The organism is Nocardia sp. NPDC003999 (genome assembly GCF_053604885.1).
Genome location: NZ_JBSGIB010000003.1, coordinates 308,783 through 332,708 on the forward strand (window position 1 = coordinate 308,783; position 23,926 = coordinate 332,708).

Below are 23,926 nucleotides of genomic sequence, written 5' to 3' on the forward strand. Positions count from 1 at the left end.
TGAATCGTCATTTCTAGCGCAATGCTAGGCGACTTACCGTCATGACAGCTGAAAGTCCACGCTCACTGCCGGGAGTTCCGTTGACGTCTGTAGCCACCCTCCCCCTCGAGTCCACCGCCCGCCGTTCGTCGCCGCGCCGGTTCGTGATGTGCCGTCCCGACCACTTCGACGTCACCTACTCCATCAATCCCTGGATGAATCCCGCCGAGCCCGTCGACCGCTCGCTGGCCATCACGCAGTGGGAGAGATTGCGCGCCACCTACGCCGAACACGGGCACACCGTGGAGGTGGTGCCCGGTGTCGCGGGCCTGCCCGACATGGTGTTCGCCGCCAACGGCGGGTTGATCGTCGGCGACCGCGCCATGTCGGCTCGCTTCACGCACCCCGAGCGTGCCGCGGAAGGCCCGGCCTACCACGCCTGGTTCGCCCGGTCCGGCGTGGCGAACCTGGTGGCCGCCGCGGAATGCAACGAAGGCGAAGGCGACTTCCTCCTGGTCGGCGACCGGCTCCTGGCCGGAACGGGATTCCGCAGCTCACCTGCCGCGCACGAGGAGGTGTCGCGCCACTTCGGTCTGCCCGTGGTGTCGCTGGAACTGGTCGATCCGCGCTTCTACCACTTGGACACGGTGCTGCTTCCGCTGGACGCCGCGACCATCGCCTACTACCCGCCCGCCTTCAGCCCGGCGGCGCGCGCGGTGCTGGCGGAGCTCTACCCCGACGCGATCGTGGCCACCGACGCCGACGCGGCGGTGCTCGGGCTGAACGGGGTCTGCGACGGCGCGAACGTCTTCCTCAGCAGCGCGGCCACCGACCTGAGTGAAGCCTTGCGTGCCCGTGGCTACCATCCGGTGGGGATCGAGATGTCCGAGCTGCTCAAAGCTGGTGGCTCCGTCAAATGCTGCACCCTCGAGATCCATGGCGGGTGACCTGCCGGAATCTCAGGGAACGCGGGGCGGCCGGTCGACGCGATAACCCTCGCTCGTGGCGACGATGTCGGTGACCTCCCCCTGGGGACGGCCGCAGCGACGATCGCAGCCGGACCAGTGCTGGCGGCCGGCCACCGCGACATCCGCGGCGGACATCGTCCGCGGGAGGTCGAGCGGATCGGCGGGCCCCGGCAGCACCCGGCCTGCGCCGACGGCGTCCGCCGCGTCGGCTCGGACGTCGGTGTGCGACTTCGCGCAGCCCGGCTGCCCGGCGCAGGCGCTGACCAGCAGCCAGGGCGAGTCGGCGTCGAAGATCAAGCCCATCGGCGCGAGCACGCGCACCACCTGCTCGGCGGTCCACTCCGGCAGGTCGGTGACCACCAGGCTGCGCCACGGCGTGAGGAAGACCGGTCGTTCGACCGCGGCGAGGAATTCGGCGGTGCGGGCGGGCAGGGAGCCGAGGCGAACGCCCATGCCGAGGGCGACCGACCCGTCGTCCTGCTCCAGCCAGCCGATCGGAATGTCCGGTGTGGCGGGGAATTCGAGTTCATCGGCGCTCGGTGCCGAGCCGAGGCGATCGATGACGCGTTCGGCGCCGTGTTCGATCTCGTGCAGCCGCCACCGGCCGGGGTCCGCGCCGCGCAGATCCAGGAATGCTTGCGCGGCGGCGAGTACGACGTCCACAGCGTCGGCTGCGGACAGCCGCAGGCCGCTGTCGCCGCCCGCCAGCAGCAGCGCGAACTCGTCTGCCCCGACCGCGTGCACGCCGATGTCGGGGCCGAGGCCGCTGACATCGCCGCGTCCGTCGTCGAGGGTGAACAGCACCCGGCCGGGCAGGTCGGCCAGCCGCGGCGCCGCGAGCAAGCCGGTGTCCAGCGCGCGAACCAGCGGGCGCACGTCCGCCAGGCCGCCGATCCGGCCGGACAGCGGCGAGGCGATGATGTTGCGCACCCGTTCGTGCGTGGTGCTCGGCAGGAGACCCGCGGCCACGAGCCGGTCGGTCAACGCTGCGGCATCGCTCACCCGGCGCAATTGGACGTTGCCGCGCGAGGTGAGCTCGATGTGGCCGTCCGCCAGGTCGTGCGCGGCCTCCGCCAGTGCCTGTAGCTGTGCGGGCTCCAGGCGACCGCCGGGCACGCGGATCCGGGCCAACGGCCCGTCGGCCGCCTCGTGCAGCCGCAGTACGCCCGGGCAGGAATCAGGAGCACGTCGTGTCATAGGGACTCCAGCCTACGGACGCGGCTGCCGGGCGGAACGGCCGGTCACTGCCCGATCGAACGCACCCAGTCGACGACGGCGGCCCGGTATTCGGCGGTGTTGCGCGCCAGATTGACCGAATGCCCGCTGCCGGGCAGCACGAAGGTGCGCAGTCGCGCCGCCGGGCCGAAGAACGGCGCTTCGGTGGCGCGCAATGTCTCGGCATCCGCGCAGACGGCGTACGCGGGGCCGCACGAGAGCCGGTCCCGACTGCCGTTGACGACGAGAACCGGGACATCGATGAAGTTGCTCATCGGGGGAAGGGTGGAGGTCAGGCCGTCGGGATACTCGGTCGGCGAGAAGACCTCCTTGGTGGCCTCGTCCACCGCGAGAACTTCGGGGTCGGCAGTCTCGGGAGCGAAGAAATCGGCCGCGCGGGTACCGGGCCGCGTCGCCAGATAGCCCGCGTCGTAACCGCGCCCAGCGAATTGCGGATCCTCGGCGGCCTGGTGGTAGGTGGAGATGACGCCGAGCACCTCGGACACGTTGAGCGCGTGGGAGTAACCGGTGAGCAGGACGCCGTCGACGTCCTGGTAGGTGGTCGCCTCCAGGACATCGATGCCCGAACTGAGGGAATGACCTCCGGTGATGACCTTGCCGAACGGGGGCGCGCCCGCAAGTCCGGCGCGCAGGGACCGGACGATGTCGTGCAGGGCGCGGGCGGAGACCGTCGCCGTCACCTGCGTGCTCGGTGGGCGGGTGCTCGCACCGTTGCCGAGCCGGTCGACCACCAGCGTCGCGATGCCCGCGGCGTTCATCGCCCGCCGGAAGCTGTAGGTCTCCGGAGCGTAGGGGAAATCCCAGTACGTGGCGTTGTAGTTGGAACCCGCGATCAGCACCATGACGGTGTCGGTGGCGCGCGCCGTGGGGGTGCACAAGGATCCGGCCATCTCTCCGAGCGGAACGGGGATGGAGACCGCTGTGCAACGACCCGGCGCGGTGTCTTCGGCGTGGGCAGTGCTCGGTGTCAGGCAGAGAAGTATGGCCGCCGCGGACACGGCGATCGACCGTAGCGAGGTTCGCACGCGACGCAGGCTATGCGTGAACTTCGCCGCGCGCAATACCCGCGGACGCCGGATCCGGTCACGCGTGGCGTCCGTAAAACATTTTCCAGCAGGCGATTTCGGTGTGCGACCCACGTGCTGCCTCGGACGCCAACGGGCTCCGGATATTCGTGAACGCCGTCGATCGCGAGTGCTGCCCATGGCCGTATGCCGCCAGTCCCGGCGGATCGTGCCGCTGGTTGCCCGGCGAACGGCGATACCGCGCACAATGTTCCGTGGCTATCGCATAGTTGATGCCGCACGCGTGTACTCGGCCGCGCCCGATATCGCTTCGGGACAGCGGATGTCCGAGACGACGCGATGGACAAGGAGCGCGGAAACGTGGGTGCGACGGGACAAGGGGCGGGTACGCGGACGGTGCACTTCGTCGGAAGTTTTCCGGCCGAAAGCACGGACGTCGCGATGCGGGCCATGCTGGACAGTGCGGGGACGCGACTGCGTACCCTGCCGACGGGGGAGACCCGGCGCTACGAGTTCTACATCCAGCCGATCATCGAAGACCTGGTCGACCAAGGGGTCCTGGCGGTGAAGAAGCAGGGGACATGGGGCTCGAGCAGGCAGCGGACGATCCACCGCGTGGCGCGGGGCGCCGAATTGCCCAGCGAAGCCATGGATCTCGGCTATCTCGGCGAGGCCGAGGAGGCGCTGCCGATCTTTCGCGCACTGCGCGCCGAGCACGACCTGCCCGGTCTCGCACTCCAGATCGGCATGCCGACCGATTTCACGCTGACGTTCATCGCGATGGGAGCCGCCGGCGTGCGGCGGCATCGACGCGCCTTCCTCGACGCCACCGTGCGGGACATCACGGCCATTCGCGAGCTCGCCGGTGACGACGTCGTCGTGCAGCTGGAAGCCACCGCGGAACTGGTGCTCATGGCGAAGTCACAGCCGTTGCACCGGCTGACCGATCGGGTGCTGAGGCTGGGGGAGGGGATCGCGGCCCTGGCCGCGGCCGCCCCCGAAGGTACCCGTTTCGGGGTGCACCTGTGCCTCGGCAGTTTGCGCAACAAGGCACGAGGCCGGTTGCGCGATGCCCGGCCGCTGGTCGATCTGGCCAATTCCGTCGTCGGTCATTGGCCGCGGGGGCGCGTCCTGGAATACGTGCACGGTCCGCTCGCGGCGGGCGACGTACCTCCATCGGAGAAAGCGGAATTCTATGCGCCTTTGGCGAAATTGGCCCTCGATGCCGGTACGAATTTCTACGCGGGGTTCGTGCACGACGTTCCTACCGAGGCACAGCAGACGGAGACATTGCGGATCATCGAGAACGCGCTGGGCCGTCCGATCGACGGCCTCGCTTGCGCGTGTGGTCTGGGTCGCCGTCCCCGCCCGGTGGCGGATGAGCTGATGGCGCGAACGGAGTTGCTAGCGGCGGTCGGCGAGTGAGTCCGTGCGCGCGTGCTCGACAGAGCCTGAAACAACGTTCCCTGCAATGTCATTCGATACGCGAGTGCCTTTTCAGGGCCGAGAACCGAGGCGACGGCCCGCGACTGTTTTGTTAGGATCATGATCGGGGCGATCGGGAGGTACGGTGTCCGGCATGGAGCGAGCACCGCGCGGCGTCGATCCGAACCTGCCGAATTCCGCACGGGTATACGACTATCTCCTGGGCGGCAAAGACAATTACGAGGTGGACCGGGCGGTCGCGCACCGCATGCTGTCCATCGCCCCGGATACCCGAACCTTGGCCTGGTTCAGTCGCCAGTTCCTGGTGCGTGCGGTCCAGTCGGCCGCCGAGGCGGGGATCCGGCAGTTCATCGATCTGGGCGCGGGTATCCCGACGTCGCCGAACGTGCACGAGGTCGCCCACAAGACCGACCCTTCGGCGCGGGTGGTGTACGTCGATTTCGACCCGGTCGTCTACGCGCACTGCAATGCCCTGCTGGCGCAAGCGGACGGGGTGACGGCGATGCTGGGTGACGTTCGCCGTCCGGACGACATCATCGACCGGCTGCGCAGCGGTGGTTCGATCGACTTCGACGAGCCGGTCGCGATCACGCTCGTCGGGGTCCTGCATTTCGTGATGGACGACGAAGGCCCGGCCGAGATCGTCGCTCGGCTGCGGGAAATCATGGCTCCGGGAAGCTATCTGGCGTTCACGCACGGCTCCGACGACAGCAATTCGGACTTCATCGACCAGTCGTCGTCGGATACCGCCAAATCCTCGGCCCAGGTGGTCTATCGGTCTGCGGCCATGGTCGAGTCGTTCTTCGAGGGGTTCGAGATACTCGAGCCCGGTGTGGTTCCCCTGCAACAGTGGCTCGGCGACGACCTGCCGGAAACCGGGCTGGTGCTGCTCGGCGGGGTGGTCCGCAAGGCATAGGGCGGGCCCGCCGACTAAGGTCGGCGTATGTCCGAAATTTCCACTCTCGCCGACCGGCTCGCCATCGTCGATGTGATCACCAAGATGTTCGTGTACACCGACCAGAAGCGCTGGGAAGACTTGTCGGCGGAGGTGTTCACGCCGACCGTCGATTTCGACGGCGGTTTCGGCGGGCCGGTCGGGGAGCGTGCCACCGCCGACATCATCGCGGATTGGCGCACCGGGCTCGCCGACCTCGACGGGGTGCACCACCAGTCGGGCAACCATCTCATCGATCTGGACGGCGACGCGGCGCGCGTGCACGCGGACGCCATCGCGGTGCACGTCAAGAATGCCGCGACCGAGGGCAAGACCCGTACCTTCGTCGGCAGCTACTCCCTCGGCGTCGAGCGCACATCGCAGGGGTGGCGGGTCAACCGGTTCCACTACCACCTCAAGGTGATCGACGGGAACGCCGACCTGGTCTAGGCCCGGCGCGAATCCTGCACGGTCGTCGTGTGATCGGTCGTGCGGGTGTCACCGGCGCGCGGTCGTCACGGTGTCGTCGTCGGTTGCGTCTCCGGTCGAGTCGGCGCCGGTTTCGCCGTCGCGCGTGAGCGTCCCGGCGCCCACACCCCGATCAGGGCCGCGGCGACGAAGGTGACAATGCCCAGCGCCAGCGCGGACTGCTGAGCGCCGTGCACGAAGGCCGATTCGGCGAAGTCGGCCAGGGGCGCGGCTTGCGGGCCGATTCGCTCGGTGACCTGCAGCGCCGCGGCCAGCGAGTCGCCGACCGGTTCGCGAATCTGCTCGGGCAGCTGGGGCAGGGCGGGTGCGACGCGGTGGCTGTACCCGGCGGCCAGGATGCTGCCGGCGATGGCGATGCCGACCGCCGCGCCCACTTCGCGCGCCGCGTCGTTCACCGCGGCGGCGACGCTGTGTTTCTCCACCGGGGTGCCCGCGATGATCGCGGCCGTCGCGGGCGCGGTACACAGGCCGGTGCCGGTGCTCATGATCAGGAACGGCCAGAGCAGGTCGACGTAAGTGGTGTCGACCTCGACCCGGGAGAGCGCGACGAGCGCTATCCCGATGATCACCAGCCCGCCCGCGATCGGGAGCCGCAACCCGACCCGTTCGGCGAGGCGCGGCGCCACCGCCGAGACCGCCACCATCGGCACCATCATCGGCGCCATCGCCAGCGCCGACACGATCGGCCGGTACCCGAGGATCAGCTGCAGGAACTGGACCATCAGCAGGAAGGTCCCGAAGCATACGCAGAACTGCAAGGTCACCGACGCGGTGCCGGAGCCGAACCCTCGATCGGCGAACAGACGTAGATCCAGCAGTGGGTGTGCCACCCGTTTCTCGATCATGCCGAACGCCACGGCCGCCAGCACCGCGACGACGGCGGCGCCGATCACCACCGGGTCCACCCATCCGCGCTCGGGTACCGTGATCGCCGCCACCACAAGTGATCCGACGGCCGCGGCCGAGGTGACCGCCCCCCACACGTCCAGCCCTGGACGATCCCGGTCGACCGACTCCGGCAGCGTGAAACCGGCGATCATCAGCAGCAGTCCCGCTATGGCCATGGCGAGAAAGATCGACACCCACGACCACTGCTCCAGCAGCAGGCCCGAGCCGAGGATGCCGAGCACCGCGCCAGCACCGGCGACACCCGCCCACAGCCCGACGGCATTGCCCCGGCGTGACTCCGGAAATCCGGCGGTGATCAGGGACAGCGTCGAGGGCATGACGAGAGCGGCGCCCACTCCGGCCGCCGTCCGGCCCGCGATCAACCAGCCGGGCGTGTGCAGCAGCGCCGGGGCCGCCGAGGCCGCCGCGAAGACGAACAGACCGATGACCAGCACGGCGCGCCGCCCGAAGCGGTCGCCGAGGGCGCCCGCGGGGAGAACCAGGCAGGCCAGCGCCAGGGTGTACCCGTCGACGACCCAGGTGAGCTGCTGCTGACTGGCGCCCGTCGCGGCGGCGATCTCCGGCAACGCGGTGTACAGCGCCGCCATCGACGCGATCACCAACGCCACGGTGAGGCAGGAGATCGTCAACATCCATCGCTGAGCGGCTGACAAACGTGTCGTGGTGGACTCCACGGCGCCTCCCCGGGCTGAACAAAACTGTCAGTATCGCTACGCTACTATCAGTATCATAAGTGGGCCGGGTGGCGATAGGCGCGGCGGAGAGAGGAATGTTCGACCCATGACCGGTGCCGCCGACCCTCGTGACGACGACGTCGACCCGCGCAAGGCGCGCTCCCGCGCCAGACTGCTCGACGCCGCCACCGCGCTGCTGCGAACCGGTGGGCTGGAAGCGGTTACCGTCGAAGCCGTCACAACCATGTCGAAGGTCGCGCGCACCACGCTGTACCGGCACTTCGACAACGCCATGCAGTTGCGCGCCGCCACGCTCGAGCGTCTGCTCCCCCCGGTGATCGAGGCGCCGCCCGCCGGTCCGCTGCGGCAACGGCTGATCGAATTGCTCAGCAGGCAGGCGGCGGTCGTCAACGAGGCCCCGTTGCAGATATCCACGCTGGCGTGGCTGGCCACCGGCGAGCGCGGCGAATCCGGGGCGGGTCCGGACTTCACCTCGCTGCGCAGGCGGCTCATCGAGCAGTACCGCAAGCCGTTCGACCAGCTCTTCGGCGATCCGGACGTGCGCGCCCAACTCGGCGATCCGGACGTGACGTTCGCGCTGACCCAGCTCGTCGGCCCGATCGTCTTCGCCAGGCTGGTCGGGCTCGAACCGATCGGCACCGCCGACTGCGCACGACTCGTGGACGACTTCTTGGCAGCCAGGGCGAGCGACCGCGACCGTCGCGGCTGATCGAGCGGGGCGCGTGGACGAGGACGATCCGGACGGCAGGTAGCATCGGCGTGCTCGGCGGACGACGAGGAAACCGGTGAAAGTCCGGTGCGGTCGCGCCACTGTGGAAAGCCAGACCCTCCCCGGCGAGCAGCGAACCCCCGATGGGCGCGTCACCCGAGGAAGGCTGCCACCCGTGATTGTGCTGTTGTCCACATCCGACACCGATCTGCTCAGTGCCCGCGCCAGCGGAGCCGACTATCGGTGGGGAAATCCGGCTCGCCTGCTGGTCGACGACCTGCCCGGCCTGCTCGACGGCGCCGATCTGGTGATCGTGCGCATTCTCGGCGGCAAGCGGGCCTGGGAAGACGGGCTGGAGGCGCTGCGGGCCAGCGGGATCCCGCTCGTCGCCCTCGGCGGCGAGATCGCCCCGGACGCCGAATTGATGGAATGCTCCACCGTCCCGGGCGGCGTCGCGGCCGACGCGCACAACTACCTGGCCGCCGGTGGCCCGGAGAATCTGCGCCAGCTGCACAATTTCCTGTCCGACACCGTGCTGCTGACCGGCCACGGCTTCGAGCCGCCGATCCAGTTGCCCAGTTGGGGCGAATTGGATCGGGTCGCCGCTGAGCATCCCGATGGGCCGACCGTGGCGGTGATCTACTACCGCGCCCAGCATCTGGCGGGCAACACCGCCTACGTCGACGCCCTCTGTACCGCGATCGAACAGGCGGGCGCGCGGGCGCTGCCGCTGTACTGCGCGTCGCTGCGCACCGCCGAACCCGCGTTGCTCGAAACGTTGCGCCACGCCGACGCGCTGGTGGTGACGGTCCTGGCCGCGGGCGGCACCAAGCCCGCCATCGCGTCCGCGGGTGGCGAGGACGAGGTGTGGGATGTCGGCGCGCTCGCCGACCTGGATGTGCCCATCCTGCAAGGACTGTGCCTGACCACGGGCCGCGCCCAGTGGGAGGCCAACGACGACGGGCTGTCACCGCTGGACGTCGCCACCCAGGTGGCGGTGCCGGAATTCGACGGGCGGATCATCACGGTCCCGTTCTCGTTCAAGGAATTCGACGCCGACGGCCTGTCCACCTACGTCCCCGACGCCGAGCGCGCTGCCCGTGTCGCGGGCATCGCGACGCGCTACGCGCGGCTGCGTCACATCCCCGCCGAACGCAAGCGCATCGCCGTCATGCTGTCGGCCTACCCGACCAAGCACGCCCGCATCGGCAATGCCGTCGGTCTGGACACCCCGGCCAGCGCGATCCGCCTGATCACCGAAATGCGCTCCGCCGGTTACGATCTGGGCGTACCCGGCGAGATTCCCGGCCTGGACGAACAGGACGGGGATGCGCTCATCCACGCCCTGATCGCCGCCGGAGGCCAGGATCCCGACTGGCTGACCGCCGAACAGCTGGAGGGGAACCCGATCCGCATCGGCGCAGCGACCTACACCGCGTGGTTCGACACCCTGCCCGGCGACCTGCGCGAGGCCGTCGTCGAAGCGTGGGGCCCGCCGCCGGGCGAACTCTACGTCGACCGCTCCGCCGACCCGGCCGGTGAGATCGTCATCGCCGCACTGCGTTTCGGCAACGTCGTACTCATGGTGCAGCCGCCGCGCGGTTTCGGCGAGAACCCCGTCGCCATCTACCACGACCCTGATCTGCCACCCAGCCACCACTATCTGGCGGCCTACCGGTGGCTCAGCGCGCCCGAGGGTTTCGGCGCCGACGCGATGGTGCACCTGGGCAAGCACGGGAACCTGGAGTGGCTGCCCGGCAAGACGCTGGGTATGTCGGCCTCCTGCGGCACTGATGCCGCTCTCGGTGATCTGCCGCTGATCTATCCGTTCCTGGTGAACGATCCCGGCGAGGGCACCCAGGCCAAACGACGCGCGCACGCCACCCTGGTGGACCATCTGATCCCGCCGATGGCTCGCGCCGAAACCTACGGCGACATCTCGCGACTGGAGCAGCTGCTCGACGAGCACGCCAACATCTCGGCCCTGGACCCGGCCAAGCTGCCCGCGATCCGTCAGCAGATCTGGACGCTGATGCGCGCCGCGAAAATGGACCACGACCTCGGCCTCACCGAGCGTCCGGACGAAGAATCCTTCGACGACATGCTGCTGCACGTCGACGGCTGGCTGTGTGAGATCAAGGACGTGCAGATCCGCGACGGCCTGCACGTTCTCGGCTCGGCTCCGGCCGGGGAGAGTGAACTCGACCTGGTGCTGGCCATGCTCCGCGCGCGTCAGCTGTGGGGTGGCGAGCGCACCGTGCCCGGCCTGCGCGAAGCCCTCGGCCTCGACGAGTCGGGAGGCGAGGCGCGTGAGCGCGTGGATGCCGTGGAGGCTCGCGCCCGCACGCTGGTCGCGGCGTTGCAGGCGGCGGACTGGTCGCCGGAGGCGGTCGACGGTATCGCCGATGACCCGCAGGTGCGCCTGGTGCTGCGGTTCGCGGCCACGGAGGTGGTGCCGCGCCTGCGGCAGACCGGCGTGGAGATCGACCGCGTCCTGCACGCGCTCGACGGGGGGTTCATCCCGGCAGGCCCGAGCGGGTCGCCGTTGCGCGGCCTGATCAACGTCCTGCCGACCGGGCGCAATTTCTACTCGGTCGATCCCAAGGCCGTGCCGTCCCGGCTGGCCTGGGAGACCGGGCAGGCCATGGCGGAATCCCTGCTGGAGCGCTACCACGCCGACCACGGTGAATTCCCGCGGTCGGTGGGTCTGTCGATCTGGGGTACCTCCGCGATGCGCACCTCCGGCGACGACATCGCCGAAGTGCTCGCGCTGCTGGGCGTGCGGCCGGTCTGGGACGAGGCCAGCCGCCGCGTCCGCACGCTCGAGGTGGTCTCGCTCGCGGAACTCGGCCGCCCACGCATCGATGTCACGGTGCGCATCAGCGGCTTCTTCCGCGACGCCTTCCCGCACGTGCTCGCCCTGCTGGACGACGCGATTCGCCTGGTCGCCGATCTGGACGAGCCCCACGAGGACAACTACGTCCGCGCGCACGCCCAAGCCGATCTCGCCGAGCACGGCGACCAGCGGCGCGCCACCACCCGCATTTTCGGTTCCAAGCCCGGCACCTACGGGGCGGGCCTGTTGCAGCTGATCGATGCGAAGAGCTGGCGCACCGACGACGACCTCGCCGAGGTCTACACCACCTGGGGCGGCTACGCCTATGGGCGCGATCTCGACGGCGCGCCCGCCGCGGAGGACATGCGCGGCGCGTATCGCCGGATCGCCGTGGCGGCCAAGAACACCGACACCCGCGAGCACGACATCGCCGACTCCGACGACTACTTCCAGTTCCACGGCGGCATGGTGGCCACGGTGCGTGCGCTGACCGGCAAGAACCCGGAGGCCTACATCGGCGACAGCACACGCCCGGACGCGGTGCGCACCCGGACGTTGTCGGAGGAGACGGCACGGGTGTTCCGGGCCCGGGTGGTGAACCCTCGTTGGCTCGAAGCCATGCGCAGGCACGGCTACAAGGGCGCGTTCGAAATGGCCGCGACCGTCGACTATTTGTTCGGCTACGACGCCACGACCAACGTGGTGGCCGACTGGATGTACGAAAAGCTGACGGAGAGCTACGTTTTCGACGAGGCGAACCGAAAGTTCATGGAGCAGTCCAATCCCTGGGCGCTGCACGGGATCACCGAACGGTTGCTGGAGGCGGCCGAGCGGAAACTGTGGGAACGTCCCGAACAGGACACGCTCGATCGACTGCGGCAGGTCTACCTGGAGACCGAAGGGGAGCTGGAGTAGGGTCCGCCCATCCCATTTTCCGGATTCGTCACGAAATGCGCTGTCGTGCAGGGCATCTTGGGAATACCAACTGTCCGAAGCAGTGATGTGTAACGTCTATAATCGCTGATGTTCCATGGCTGTACCCAGGTAACGACAGATCGATTCTGCTGAGGATGGGAAAGCTCATGAAGTTCAGGAAATTGGTAGCGACCACGCTGCTGACCATTGCCGCCACCGGCGTCACGGCGGCTACCGCGTACGGGCAGGCCGAAATCTACGATCCCGCGCTCGGCGACGACGTCATGGCCTCCTCCGTCGCCGTCGCGCCGGACCGGTCGAGCGCGACGCTGACGCTCGCCTCCGGCACGTTCGCCGTCACACCGGACGTGATCACCGTGCTCGCGCCGGACGGCGAGGTGGTGGCGACGGTGCCGACCACTCTGCGATCCGCGATGGGGCAGCAGGTCGCGGTTGCTCCGGAAATCAACGCGGACGCAACGACTTTGACCCTGACTCCGGTCGGCACCGCCATTCCGGAGCCGGGTGCGCCGCAGTTCGTCGGTGATGCCGGGAGTGCCCTGGGCGGCGTGCTGATCGGCTGCGCCATCGGCGCCGTGGTCGGTCTGATCTTCCTCATCATCGGCGTGTTCCCCGGCTGCGTGCTCGGCGGCCTCATCGGCGGTGTCGCGGGCGCGGTCCGGTAGTCGCGTCTGCGTGAGTGGTGCGATCGGCCGCTCCCGGTCTCCGTCCGGTGGCGCGGCCGATCGTGCCTCCGTGCCGAGCGTCTAGCCCGCTTGGGTCATGCACGGCTCGACGGTGAAGTCGAGCCCGAAATTGTTCAAGGTCACCGGCAGTGGAGCGTCCGGGTTGGGGCGCGGCGTGGACCGCAGCCGGAAGTCGGCCGACGTCAGCAAGTGCGCGAGCAGCGTGCTGGTGACGAACAGCACCAGGTTACGGCCGGGGCAGTCGGCGGGGCCCGCGCTGAACGGCACGAGTTGGGGATACTGCTCCGCGCGGCCGTCCAGCCAGATCTCCGGGACGAACTGGTCGGCGAAGGGCAGCAGTTCGGCATCCCGGTGGAACGCAGGGACCGCGATCATCAGCGCGGCGCCCGCAGCGATGGTGAAGCGCTCGTCGCCGTCGCGCCACTCGGTATCGGCGGTGATGTCGCGCAGCAGCATGGGTGTGGTCGGCCACAGCCGCACCGACTCGAGGACGCAGGCGCGCAGATAACCGCGCAGGTCGACGCGTTCCGGATCGACGGCGTCGGCGAGTGCGCGGGCCTGGTGCTCGGGGTGAGTGCTCAGCACCGCCAGTGCCCGGCTCAGCGCGATGCCCGCCGCGTCGAAGGCGAACAACCAGTGCGGTATCTGCCCGACCGGATCGGTGGCGCCGCCCGCGGGCACCGCGGCCAACGCTCCGGCGAGACTGTCCGGCGAAGCGGACTCCACGTGGCGGTACAGCCGGTTGGTGAACTGGTCGCGCTGCCTGCGATGCGCAGGCGCGAGGAACGACCAGTTGCCCGCCGAGCGCAGCCGGGAGAGTTCGTCGGTGAGCACGGTGTCGTCGCGTCCTCGCTCGCCGAGCACGATCCGCCGCACCAGCCGCCACCAGCGCGTGGTGAACTGCCGCGCGTCCAGGTGGCCGCGGTGCAGGGCGGACAGGATCAACTCGCGCGCCTCCTCCGCGATCGCCTCGGCGAACGGACCGGCCAGGCGATGCAGCGGCTCGGCCGAGTCCAGCGCGGCCTCGTTCACGGCGCGGCGCTGGTCACGGATCGGTCCCTCCGAGAGCAGGACGCCGTGCGGCTGGAACTGGCGCAACGCGGCGCGCTTCTCCCGATTCGCCGGACTGAACGGCGTCGGCGCGTCGGCCAGCACCCGTCCCACGTCATGCGGATCGAGAACGACCACGATCCGGCGACCCGGCACCACGAGCTCGACCGGGCCCGCGCCGAACTCGCGCCGCAACTGCCGCACGCGCTCGATCGCCCTGGAATCGGCTCCGGTGCGTTCCAGCAGGCCCAGCACCGGCCTGCGCCGGGCGATGACACCCGAGGCGACCGAGGCGAATCCGAGATCCGCCAACGCCGCCACCGCGGGCACTCCCACCAATCGGTGTTCGCGGGTTTCTGCCATACGGCCTCCTCCCGGTGCGCTCTGGTCGACACGGTGCCGACGACCGGTCACATACCCGGCGACACGGGGTCGAAACCGCGTCGCGGGCTGAGCGGCACCGATGCGGTGCCGGGAAGCTCAGTTCGGCGCCTGGGTCTCGTTCACCGCGAGCGCGTCCTCGACCGAGTCGAACACCGTGAGCAACCGGTCCAGCGCGGTCACCTCGATCGGCCTGCGCGCGGCGTCGCTGGGGACGACGCGCAAGCCACCGGAGCCGGTGGCTTCCGAGGCCGCCAGCAGGACGCTCAGCCCGGCGGAGCCGAGGAACCCGACGTTGGTCATGTCCACCACGACGGCGGCGGGTGCGTCGCGTAGCGCCTCGTCGAGAGCCGATTGCAAGCGTGGCGCGGACGCCATGTCTATCTCGCCGTGCACGGTGACGACGACCGTGTCCTCCGCCGACCGCACCTCGACCTCCAGCGCCCGGGGCGCGCTTTCGGAACTCACAATCCACCTCCCGTGCCGGCGACGCGTCCTCGGCAGTACGCCACGTCGACCTCCGCTCCGGTTCACGTCTCTTGCGCACGGGTTCTCGGCGCAGAGAGCGACCACTCCGCGGCCAACTTACCCCATCCCGTCGTGCGCTAATCACACTGTGCGCCCGCTCGCGCCTCCGACCAGGCGGTCTCGTGCGGCCGGACAAGCTCGTTGCGCCGGTCCGACAGCTTCCCGTCCGTCGCTCGGGGGAGCCGTGACACAAGAGCCGACCTGTAGGGGGCCGATCCCCCCGCACACCGAATTGCCGCCGTGACTCGAGAACGTCGAGTCACGGCGGCAGTGATGTCGAGCTGCGGCGATGCGCCGCGTTATTCCGGCCAAGTGCCGGTGAGCGATTCGTAGCCCGTCGCGCCCGCGCGGTCGATCGCGGCCTTGACCAGGCCGAAAACCGCGCCCTGCAATGCCGCGGCGAAAAGCACCTCGCGCCAGGAATGATCCCGCGCGGTCGACGTCGGGGCCTGCCGCTCACCGGTGATCTGCTTCCACACCTTGGTGAACACGGCGTTCGCCGCGAGGCCGCCGAGCACGCTGATCAGCAGGCCGAGTGGTTTGTAGAGCGTCTTCATCGCCGCCTCCGCACGATCTGCCAGACCACGGCCGCGAGCACCGCCGCGCCGAGGGCCGCGGGAATCGGATGGGCGCGCAGTGCGCCACCGGCCTGCCTGCCGCGTTCGGCCACCGGCTCCGGTGTGGCCGCCGCCACTCGGTGGACGAGGTCGGCCGCGCCCGTCCTGGCCTGCTGGGCCTTGTCCGCGACGGTGAGCGCCGCCTCGGACGCCGCGTGCTGAGTCGCCTCGACGACGTCGTGCGCCTTCTCCTTGCTGCGCGCGGGCACATCGAGTTTGTGGCCCAGCTCTTCGACGGTGCGGCCGAGATCCGCCCTGGCCTGGTCGCGGTCGCGCCGCAGGGCCGCGACGTCGTCGGTGGGCCGGTCGGCCCCGGGTCGGCTGTCACTCATCCCCGCCTCCTGTCCTTGATCACCTCGATGTCCTCGCGAATGCCCTCGACCGCTTCCTGCGGGATCGGCGGATTCGCCTCTTCGACGCTCTTCTTCCCGGCCAGACCGAGCGCCGCCGCGACCACCAGCAGCGCGCCCGCGACGATCAGCGCGGACGCCCAGCCCGGCAGCACCTCGGTGAGGCCGAGCACCGCCGCCGCGACCAACGCCGCCCCGCCGTAGAACGCCAGTAGCGCCGCCACGCCCGCCAGGCCCGCTCCGAAGCCGAACCGTTTGCCCTTCTCCCGCATCTCGACGCGAGCGAGCTGGAGTTCGTCGCGGATGAGCCGGGACACCTGGGTGGTGGCGTCCTCGACCAGTTCGCTGACCGACCGTGCGTTCGCGGGCGGGCGAACCTGTGTCGTCCCGGTCATGAGACCTCCTTCGGCATGTCACACCTCCTGCCCGGCGACTACCCGCGCGTCCGAATTCCAATCGGAGGCCGCGGCCGGTCCGGCGGGGGAGGGGTGTGCGACGCGCGAAGCGGCCGGCGCCAGACCGTAGCTCGCGCTGAAACCGAAGCCGTTGCGGCGCAAGCCGAATCGCTACGAGGTCATTCGATGTACGGGCCGAGCTGCGGAATCGCCTCGATCGGGTGCCGCGCCCGCAAGCCCGCGCCGACGTCCTGGAAGTGCCAGGCGCCCTCGGTGCGACGCACTCGGCCGAGCACCAGGCCGGTGTGCGAGCCGCCGCCGGTCAGCTCGTGGCGGGCGAGCTGGGTGCCCGCCACGGTGTCGATCACTCGGCAGTACGCGTTCGCGATCCGCTCGAAGGTCTGGCCGGTGTAGCAGGTGATGAGGAACAACACCGTCGTCACCTGCGCGGCGAGGCGGGACAGATCGACGCTGATGATCTCGTCGTCGCCCTCGCCTTCTCCGGTGATGCTGTCGCCGTGCAGGCGGACGGCCCCGTCGGTCGAGCTGAGCTGCTCGTGGTACACGACGTCGACGAGCCGGTCCGCGGCGAAGAGCAAGGCCGCGACGTTGAGATCGATCTCCTCGCGCCGGCCGAAGAAGCGCGAACGGGTGGCCGGATCCCAGCCGAGCGCCACGGTGACGTGTTCGAGCGGGACGCCACGATCGTCGAGGAGCTCGGTGCGCATCGGTGATCTCCTCTGCGTCGGAAAGCGGGCGCGGGCGCGGCGGCCTCCGGCGCGTCCGCCGACGTTCCGGGCCGAAACCATCGGAACGACTTCGGCGGACCAGGAGCGTACCCGTTTTCGGTTCGAATATGGCGAGAATCCAATCCGCGAGACGGTGCGCCGCGAAGTCAAGGCATGCGGGTTGGCACGAGACAGGTGCGCCCAGACCGCGGTGCGGGTCCATCCACGCATGGTCGTACGCCTGCGGAGTCGGCGGTCCGTTCGCGCGTCGAGGTCGCGGCGAGGCCGCGATCGGCGCACCCAGGGCTGCCGGTCGGGTCGGTCGAAGGTGACCGGCGATGACCGGCGCCGAGCCGTGTCGCGCGAATCTGCTCGATCTGGCGTACCCGTACGCGATGGACGCGGTGGCCGAGATCGAGCGCAGGCGCATCGAAAACCGCGTCGCGACAGCCGAATCCGGCACCGCAGCGGCGTTCGCCGGCGCGGTGCGGCGTATCCGGGACACGTTGGCGGCACTGAGCGCGACCGCCGCGGTGAATCCGCCAACCACCCTCGAGTCGAAGATCCTGCGGGCGATCGATGATTCGAGTCCGAGCGCGGACCAGCGCGGCCGACCACGCAGCGCATAGCCACCGTGGTGCTCAGCTGAGCGGCGCTCCGGTCGCCGGTGTCGCGCGGGAACTTCCCGGCTGGTCGCAGCCTTCGAGGGTCGAGCGCGCCACCTCCTCGACGACGTCGTCGATCTCCCCGCGCGCCCGCAGCGCCGCGATCTGTCGGTGCGCGCCGTTGCCGCGCGCGAGCAGGCGGCCGAACGCCTCGTCGACGAATCGGCGGTCGCCCGCGTCCTCCAGCGCGGGCGCGGCGTAGTCGATCAGCCGGCACAGCAGGTCGCGCACGGGCGCCACCGTGCCGTCACGAGGGTCGACGCCGTCTCCGGCCAGCCCCGAACGCGCTGCCTTCCAGTACGCCGCCCGCAACATCTCCGCGGGCACCTGCGGCGCGAGCTGCCGCGCCGCCAACGATCTCTCCGCCATCACGACGACGGCGCGCACCAGCGCGGCCAAGAGCGCGGTCTCCTCGACGGTCGCCGGAATATCGCTGACCCGTATCTCGACGGTCGGGAACGAGACCGAGGGGCGGACGTCCCAATAGACCATCTGCTTGTCCAGGATGCTGCCGCTGTTGAGCATCATCGCGACCATCGCCTCGTAGTGCCGCGCGGATTCGAAGTACGGAGGCGGTCCAGCGCTGGGCCAGCGCCGCCACAGGATGCTGCGCCAGCTGGCGAAGCCGGTCTCGGTGCCGCGGTAGATGGCGGAGTTCGCGGTCATCGCGAGCAGTTGCGGCAGCCACGGCCGCAGGTGGTTGCTGACCTGGATCGCGGTTTCGACGTCGGGGATGCCGATGTGCACGTGACAGCCCGACAGCCCCTGCTCGTGGGCGAGCATGCCGAAGTTCTCTTCGATGCGCTGGTAGCGCGGGGTCTCGGTGACCGGGAACTCGTGCGGGACGGTGGGCGGGATGCCGACCGCGAGCAAGCGGGCGTCGTTGCGCTCGGCGCAGGCGGCGATGCCACGGCGCAGGTCGCGCAACTGCTGGTGCAGTGCGCCGATATCGGTGTGGACCGCGGTGCTGGTCTCCACCTGACAACGGGTGAGTTCGAGTTGCAGGTCGATGCCGAGTTCCTCGGCGGTACGCGCCACCTCGACATTGCGTGCCAGCGGTTCGCCGGTGCGCGGGTCGACGAGCAGGAACTCCTCTTCCACCCCGATGGTCAGCCGCCCATCGTCCATGGATTGGCATTACCCACGGGCCGACGGGCTAGTCAACCGAACGAGTCGCGTTCGCCTATCAGTTGCCGGTCGGCTTCGACGCGGTTTGAACGGCCGGAGGGCGGCAACGCGAACGACGGGGGGCCGCAGGAGTTGTCGCATGTCTCGGATCGCTGCACGTGTCGCCGCTACCGGGGGCTGCGTCGTGATCGTCGCTGCTGCCGGCGCGGGGGTGGCCGCCGGGGGACCGACGTTGTCGGCGGACAGCCAGGAGGAGGGCGCCATCGCGGTGGGCAGCCAGCCGCCGTCGGAGAACTGGAACTGTGTGTTGATCGGCTCGGCCGAGGCGGCCCGGTCCCCGGGTGGACATGGCCGGGACCGGCGAGAGCCGGGGCGGGTTCGCGGAGGGCAGTACCGTGGCCGCGGCCTGTGCCGGGCCGCAGTGGCCGGTGGTGGCCATGACGACCGGTGTCACATCGCTCGACGATGCCGACTGATCTATCCGCGCCTCCCATGGGCGGTGCTACGGGAACAGCGCTGGGCGGGTAGGGCTCGATACTCTCGCTCCCATGCGGATCGTCGTCCTCGGCTCGGGCATTTCGGGTCTGTCCACCGCGGCCGAACTGCTCCGAGCCCGGCACGAGGTCATCGTCGTCAGCGCCGAGCCGATCACGGCGACGACGTCCTTCCTGGCCGCGGCGGTCTGGTTTCCGACCGCCGCCGGTCCCGCCGATCGCGTGCTGGCCTGGAGCGAGACGACTTTCGAGCACTTGGCGGCGCTGGCCGCCGCCGAAGCGCCGGGCGTGCGGATGTGCGCGTCCATGGCGCTGTATCGCGACGAGCCCGCGATTCCCGCGTGGTCGCGGTCGGTGCGCTCGTTCCGGCAGGCCGATCGGGTGGACCTGCCTCCGGGCTACGGATTCGGATTCCGTTTCGAAGTTCCTTTGGTGGAGATGCCGACCTACCTGCCGTTCTTGAGCGCGCAGGTGGACGCGGCAGGCGCGCGTCGCGTACCGCGTGCTGTGCGGAGCCTCGATGATCTCGCGGACCTGTCGCCGGACGTCGTGGTGAACTGCGCCGGTCTGCGGGCCGCCGAGTTGGTGGGCGACCCGGAGGCGTATCCGATCCGCGGCCAGATCGTGCGGGTCGCGAACCCCGGGCTGTCGGTGTCGGTCCGCGACGAAGCCCATCCGCTCGGTCGCGCCTACGTCCATCCCCGCGCGAACGATTGCGTCCTGGGCGGTTCGCTGGACACCGGCGAGTGGGACACCGCGCCCGACCCCGACCTCACCCGATCTATCCTGCGGCGCTGCCGCGATCTGGTCCCAGGGCTCGACGGCAGTGAGGTGCTGGACGCCGTGGTGGGACTGCGCCCCGGTCGCCGGGAGGTCCGCGTGGAACTCGACACCGCCGTGCTACCCGGCACGCCCGTCGTCCACAACTACGGCCACGGCGGCTCCGGCATCACCATCGGCCACGGATGCGCGCTGGAGAGCGCCGCGCTCGTAGCGGCGTTGTGAGCAGCGGCCGGTGCGTCGGTCGCGCTCAGTTGGCGTAACTGCGCGCCACCACCGAGTTCAGCGTCTCGAGGAATTCGCTGAGCACGCCGGGCTCGACCCGATCGCGCGCGGTGCGCCGTCCGGGGGAATCCGTGGCGGGTGCGGCGAGGCCCGCGTCGACGCTGTCGCGCAGGACGGCGTGCACCGCTTCGATCGGGATGCCCGCCTGGGCGCATCGGGTCGCCGCGTGCTCGAACCGGCCCAGCGCGAGACTGCCCGCCGCCTCGGCCGCGTCGACCAGGACGAGGGCCAGTTCCAAGCCCATTCTGATCAGCGCGTCGGGACCGCCGCGATGGGCGCCACGAGTGAATCTCGCGGACACTTCGGTGATGTCCCGATCTTCTTCGTGCGGGCCGATGTTCATGGCCCTCCCTCCGCGCGGCGACCCTGCTGCCACCGACGTTACGACGGGGATCGAAAGAATTCGACCGCGCGATGACGACTTGTGAGGCTTCACAGACGCGCGTCGCCCGGTTCGGGTGGTGTCCCCAACCGGAGGCTTGGACCTCGGCACGCCGACCCGGTCAAGTTACCGTGGAGTACTTTCCGCGATCGGGGAGGGAAGGAGTCACATGTCCATCACCGATTCGGCAGGCCCGGATCTGACCCTGTCGGGCCGCCCGGCCAGTTCTTCACTGCGAGACGTGCGGAATCTGTCGCGCAAGATGGTCGGCCATTTCATCGAGACCGTCGCGCACTGCCGGACGCTCCCCGGTGAGGCGCTCAACGGCGACATCACCAACATCACCCGCCTGTGCCTGGAACTGGCCGTCAGCATGCTCGACGGCAGTGACATTCCGGAGAAGACCCTCCTGCTGCGCAACGCCGCGGCGGGCTGGGCGCGAGAAGGCATTCCGATCGACACCATCCACCACGCCGTGCACGAGGGATTCAAGCTCGGCTTCGACCTGATCGTGGCGAACGCGACCGCCGCGGACTTCGACAGTCTCAAGGAGATCAGCCGCCGCCTGCTGGAGATCCTGGACACCATCACCTCGACCGTCTCGCGGGCCTACGTGACCGAGTTGCGGGCCGTGGTCGGCGAGCACCACACGGCCGCGCACACCCTCGCTTCGGCCCTGCTCGGCGGGCACCCCACCTTCACCATGGCCCGCGAATGCGGAATCCAGATCGCCGACTCGTATTCCGTTGTCGCCCTGGCGATTCCGCCGCACCCGGAGGAGCGCAACCCGCATCTCGACGGTGCGGTGGTCGCGCGGCGGAAGCTGCGCCGAGTGCAATCCGAACTCGCCACCCGCTGCGGTGAATCGGTGTTGTCGCTGCTCAGCGTCGACGGCGGCACCATCCTGTTACCGTCCGCGTCGCCGGAGGACAAGTCGCTGGACGAACTGGTGGACAGTCTCGGCCGCGCCGCGCAGGTGCCGATTGTCGCGACGGTGATCGCCGCGACCCCGGTCGAAGTGCCGACGGCCGCCGACCGCGCGCACGAGCTGCTGGACATGGTGCAACGGCTGCGCTGGACCCGCGGACTGTTCCGCTTCGACGACCTCGCGCTCGAATATCAGCTCACCCGGCCCGGACCCGGACTGGAGACCCTGCGCACACTGCTCGACCCACTCGATGAGCACCCCGAACTACTCGAGACGCTCAAACGTCATATCGGCACGAATCTCAATCGCCAGCGCACGGCGCGATCGCTGCACATCCACACCAACACCGTGGACTACCGGCTCAAGCGCATCGGCCAGCTCACCGGTTTCGACCCCGCGCAGGCATCCGGGGTGTGGTACCTGCGTGCGGCGTTGGTCGCCCGCAGCTACCGGGACTCCGAGGACGAATCGCCGGTCGGTGCGTGGGCGGGGGCGGTCTCCTCATAGGTTCGGCGCACCACTTCATCGTCGCCGAGCAGGGCATGGACCGTCTCGGGGGTCCAGCGCCGGTCGGCGCCGGGCCGAGTGGCGAGATAACCCGCGGTCGCGCGGGCGGACCAGCCGTGTGCCGCGCGCAGGCCCGCGGCCAGATACCGCAGGTAGGCGGCGGCGGGCGGATTGCCCCGAACGTCGCGACAACGCCACGGGGCGGTGAAGGTGAGCACCGGGTACCCGGCGTGCGTTCCCGCGCAGACCAACGTTTCGTAGCGTCCCGGGCCGAGAGTCATCGTCCCCTGCGCGATCACCTCGCTGAGATCCATGTCCGCCCCCGGGACGCGATACATCTCTTGCGCCACGATGTCGGAGAACTGGGCGGTGGTGAGCAAGTGGGCGTGCACGGCCATCTCGCCCGGGCAGTCGGGGTCGTAGAAAGCGCGGCCGCCGGTCCAGGTCAACGATTCGGTGGCGAAATACAGCACGCCCCGGAGCAGGAGGGGCGTCGAGCGGATCGGGTCGGCGTTGTCGCGGCAGCCGGGCAGGGTGAGTGTTCCGCCTGCGGGCTTGCCACCGCGAAGATAGGTCCGCAGCCTGGCCAGACTCATATTCGAGCCGTACGCGGCGTACCAGACCGGATCCGTGCGCACGGGCGGCTCGGACCGACTCACGTCCGGTCGCGCGCCGGGCGCTGTCGCGCCGTCGGTATGCCAGGCCGTCATGGCACCCATTCTCGACTGTTCGCGACGTGGCGCCCACCTGACATTTCCGGCCGAGGGACGCGGTCGGCCGCCGGCGCATCGTCATTCCTTGCCCGTCGGCCGGGTGGGTGCCCGTGTGCGCGGACCGAGTGCTTCACCGGTTGCGCGCCACGCCGCCGCCCGCGGCGCACCGGGCCAGCGCTTCCGCGGGCCCGGACGGAGGAGCTTGCCGACGCCAGATGACGCGGAATTCCCGGGTGAGCACGACGGAGTCGGCCGTCGGTACCTCGACGAGGGCCGCGCTGTCCAGATCGGGCGCCGCGATCAACCGGCTCAGCACCGCGGGTGCGACTCCGGCCCGCGCCGACGCGACGATCGCCGCCGCCGAGCCCAGTTCGGCGGCCGGGTGGGCAGGCTGGCACTCCGCGCCCAGGATTTCCCATACCGTGTCGCGGGTGCCGGATCCGGGCTCGCGCCACAGCAGGGGAGTGGTCGCGAGTTCGCGCAATGTCACCGGCCGTCGGCGGTGTGCCCACCGGTGGCCGGGCGCGACCACGACAACCAGATCGTCGGCGCCGAGCACTCGGCTGCCGAGTCCGGGCGGCGGGTGCGGTCCCTCCACGAAACCGATGTCCGCCCTGGCGTTGCGGACCAGTTCCTCGACATGCCGGGTGTTGTCGACTTCGAGGGATACCGCCACCTCCGGATAGGACTCGCGGAAAGCGTCGAGCCACTGCGGAATGCGATGGTCGGCGATGGTCTTCGACGCGGCGATCCGCAGGTGTGGCACCTGAGCGGCATGCAGCGCGGCCACACCCGCGCCGAAGGCCCGCGCCGCGTCGAGCACGGCTTGCGCGTGCTCCACAACCGAGCGCCCCGCGTCGGTGAGCGCCGACCCGGTGGGCCCGCGATCCAGCAGCCGTAGCCGTAGCCGTCGTTCCAGGGCGCTGATCCGCATGCTCGCGGCGGGCTGGCTGATGCCGTGCCTGCGCGCGGCCGCGCCGAGGCTGCCCGACTCCGCGACGGAGACCAGCAGGTCGAGCACCTCCAGATCAGGTGTTCCTGGCGGCAGCGTCATGGGCAGATTATGAGCCTGCTGCGATGGCGCGGCATTCCCCGCCCCATCAGCGCGGCTTATGAGGTGCTGTCGTCCCGACGGCTACCCGGACAG

23 protein-coding genes are annotated in these 23,926 nt (G+C 69.8%); 10 read left to right on the forward strand and 13 right to left on the reverse strand.

From position 1 onward, the window contains the following. Nucleotides 1–41: 41 nt before the first annotated feature. Nucleotides 42–926, forward strand: coding sequence for a dimethylargininase (gene ddaH, locus ACWESM_RS09000; RefSeq protein WP_355077594.1), 885 nt, complete (start codon nt 42–44; stop codon nt 924–926). Nucleotides 927–938: 12 nt separating this feature from the next. Here ddaH and cobG read toward each other — a convergent pair whose 3' ends face one another. Both cobG and ACWESM_RS09010 read right to left on the reverse strand, forming a co-directional pair. Next, nucleotides 939–2,144, reverse strand: coding sequence for a precorrin-3B synthase (gene cobG / locus ACWESM_RS09005; RefSeq protein WP_397278984.1), 1,206 nt, complete (start codon nt 2,142–2,144; stop codon nt 939–941). Nucleotides 2,145–2,188: 44 nt separating this feature from the next. After that, the gene (locus tag ACWESM_RS09010) at nt 2,189–3,073 is read right to left on the reverse strand and encodes an alpha/beta hydrolase (RefSeq protein ID WP_355077598.1); all 885 of its coding nucleotides are present in this window, start codon (nt 3,071–3,073) and stop codon (nt 2,189–2,191) included. A 495-nt stretch (nt 3,074–3,568) separates the two neighbouring features. Here ACWESM_RS09010 and ACWESM_RS09015 point away from each other — a divergent pair, with 495 nt between their 5' ends. The 3 genes from ACWESM_RS09015 (at nt 3,569) to ACWESM_RS09025 (ending at nt 6,038) form a co-directional block, all read left to right on the forward strand. Further along, on the forward strand, nt 3,569–4,633 hold the full coding sequence (locus ACWESM_RS09015; protein WP_452491226.1) for a hypothetical protein: 1,065 nt from the start codon (nt 3,569–3,571) through the stop codon (nt 4,631–4,633). A 154-nt stretch (nt 4,634–4,787) separates the two neighbouring features. Then, nucleotides 4,788–5,570 carry an SAM-dependent methyltransferase gene (locus ACWESM_RS09020; protein ID WP_452491227.1) on the forward strand — a complete coding sequence of 261 codons (783 nt, stop codon included), beginning with the start codon at nt 4,788–4,790 and terminating at the stop codon, nt 5,568–5,570. A gap of 27 nt (nt 5,571–5,597) precedes the next feature. After that, nucleotides 5,598–6,038 carry a nuclear transport factor 2 family protein gene (locus ACWESM_RS09025; protein ID WP_355077603.1) on the forward strand — a complete coding sequence of 147 codons (441 nt, stop codon included), beginning with the start codon at nt 5,598–5,600 and terminating at the stop codon, nt 6,036–6,038. Between the two features lie 65 nt (nt 6,039–6,103). Here the strand turns inward: ACWESM_RS09025 and ACWESM_RS09030 are convergent, their stop codons facing one another. Then, entirely contained in the window at nt 6,104–7,618 is a 1,515-nt protein-coding gene (locus ACWESM_RS09030) for an MFS transporter (protein WP_452491228.1), read from the reverse strand. A gap of 148 nt (nt 7,619–7,766) precedes the next feature. On the opposite strand from ACWESM_RS09030, the gene ACWESM_RS09035 reads away from it, so the two are divergent. From ACWESM_RS09035 to ACWESM_RS09045, 3 genes are all read left to right on the forward strand, one after another. Further along, nucleotides 7,767–8,390, forward strand: coding sequence for a TetR/AcrR family transcriptional regulator (locus ACWESM_RS09035; RefSeq protein WP_452491229.1), 624 nt, complete (start codon nt 7,767–7,769; stop codon nt 8,388–8,390). 175 nt (nt 8,391–8,565) lie between these two features. Next, nucleotides 8,566–12,141: a cobaltochelatase subunit CobN gene (gene cobN, locus ACWESM_RS09040; RefSeq protein ID WP_452491230.1), complete on the forward strand. Its 3,576-nt coding sequence runs from the start codon at nt 8,566–8,568 to the stop codon at nt 12,139–12,141. Between the two features lie 167 nt (nt 12,142–12,308). Then, entirely contained in the window at nt 12,309–12,827 is a 519-nt protein-coding gene (locus ACWESM_RS09045; RefSeq protein ID WP_452491231.1) for a hypothetical protein, read from the forward strand. 81 nt (nt 12,828–12,908) lie between these two features. On the opposite strand, the gene ACWESM_RS09050 is transcribed toward ACWESM_RS09045, so the two are convergent. From ACWESM_RS09050 to ACWESM_RS09075, 6 genes are all read right to left on the reverse strand, one after another. Beyond that, nucleotides 12,909–14,261 carry a cytochrome P450 gene (locus ACWESM_RS09050; protein WP_355077609.1) on the reverse strand — a complete coding sequence of 451 codons (1,353 nt, stop codon included), beginning with the start codon at nt 14,259–14,261 and terminating at the stop codon, nt 12,909–12,911. Nucleotides 14,262–14,378: 117 nt separating this feature from the next. Then, nucleotides 14,379–14,747 (reverse strand): STAS domain-containing protein, encoded by a 369-nt coding sequence (locus ACWESM_RS09055; protein ID WP_355077611.1) that lies wholly within the window; start codon nt 14,745–14,747, stop codon nt 14,379–14,381. A gap of 359 nt (nt 14,748–15,106) precedes the next feature. Next, entirely contained in the window at nt 15,107–15,364 is a 258-nt protein-coding gene (locus tag ACWESM_RS09060) for a DUF4235 domain-containing protein (protein ID WP_355077613.1), read from the reverse strand. Further along, entirely contained in the window at nt 15,361–15,756 is a 396-nt protein-coding gene (locus ACWESM_RS09065) for a DUF3618 domain-containing protein (protein WP_364428235.1), read from the reverse strand. Before ACWESM_RS09065 ends, ACWESM_RS09060 begins: the two co-directional genes overlap by 4 nt. Further along, complete coding sequence (locus tag ACWESM_RS09070; protein WP_412805635.1) at nt 15,753–16,169, reverse strand: phage holin family protein; 417 nt, start codon at nt 16,167–16,169, stop codon at nt 15,753–15,755. Before ACWESM_RS09070 ends, ACWESM_RS09065 begins: the two co-directional genes overlap by 4 nt. Nucleotides 16,170–16,348: 179 nt before the next feature. Continuing rightward, nucleotides 16,349–16,897 (reverse strand): TerD family protein, encoded by a 549-nt coding sequence (locus ACWESM_RS09075; protein ID WP_452491232.1) that lies wholly within the window; start codon nt 16,895–16,897, stop codon nt 16,349–16,351. Nucleotides 16,898–17,235: 338 nt separating this feature from the next. On the opposite strand from ACWESM_RS09075, the gene ACWESM_RS09080 reads away from it, so the two are divergent. Next, entirely contained in the window at nt 17,236–17,526 is a 291-nt protein-coding gene (locus ACWESM_RS09080; protein WP_364428226.1) for an RskA family anti-sigma factor, read from the forward strand. 12 nt (nt 17,527–17,538) lie between these two features. On the opposite strand, the gene ACWESM_RS09085 is transcribed toward ACWESM_RS09080, so the two are convergent. Continuing rightward, nucleotides 17,539–18,690: a carboxylate-amine ligase gene (locus ACWESM_RS09085; RefSeq protein ID WP_355077621.1), complete on the reverse strand. Its 1,152-nt coding sequence runs from the start codon at nt 18,688–18,690 to the stop codon at nt 17,539–17,541. A 548-nt stretch (nt 18,691–19,238) separates the two neighbouring features. Here ACWESM_RS09085 and ACWESM_RS09090 point away from each other — a divergent pair. Beyond that, nucleotides 19,239–20,189, forward strand: a complete 951-nt coding sequence (locus tag ACWESM_RS09090; RefSeq protein ID WP_397278966.1) for an FAD-dependent oxidoreductase — start codon at nt 19,239–19,241, stop codon at nt 20,187–20,189. A gap of 25 nt (nt 20,190–20,214) precedes the next feature. On the opposite strand, the gene ACWESM_RS09095 is transcribed toward ACWESM_RS09090, so the two are convergent. Then, entirely contained in the window at nt 20,215–20,592 is a 378-nt protein-coding gene (locus ACWESM_RS09095) for a hypothetical protein (RefSeq protein WP_355077627.1), read from the reverse strand. 208 nt (nt 20,593–20,800) lie between these two features. Between ACWESM_RS09095 and ACWESM_RS09100 the strand changes: the two genes are divergently transcribed. Further along, nucleotides 20,801–22,066, forward strand: coding sequence for a PucR family transcriptional regulator (locus ACWESM_RS09100; protein ID WP_355077629.1), 1,266 nt, complete (start codon nt 20,801–20,803; stop codon nt 22,064–22,066). On the opposite strand, the gene ACWESM_RS09105 is transcribed toward ACWESM_RS09100, so the two are convergent. Together ACWESM_RS09105 and ACWESM_RS09110 are read right to left on the reverse strand one after the other, a co-directional pair. After that, complete coding sequence (locus ACWESM_RS09105; protein ID WP_452491233.1) at nt 22,006–22,776, reverse strand: histone deacetylase; 771 nt, start codon at nt 22,774–22,776, stop codon at nt 22,006–22,008. The two genes, ACWESM_RS09100 and ACWESM_RS09105, sit on opposite strands and share 61 nt — an antisense overlap. Nucleotides 22,777–22,909: 133 nt before the next feature. Next, nucleotides 22,910–23,833, reverse strand: coding sequence for a LysR substrate-binding domain-containing protein (locus ACWESM_RS09110; protein WP_364428209.1), 924 nt, complete (start codon nt 23,831–23,833; stop codon nt 22,910–22,912). Nucleotides 23,834–23,926 lie beyond the last annotated feature (93 nt).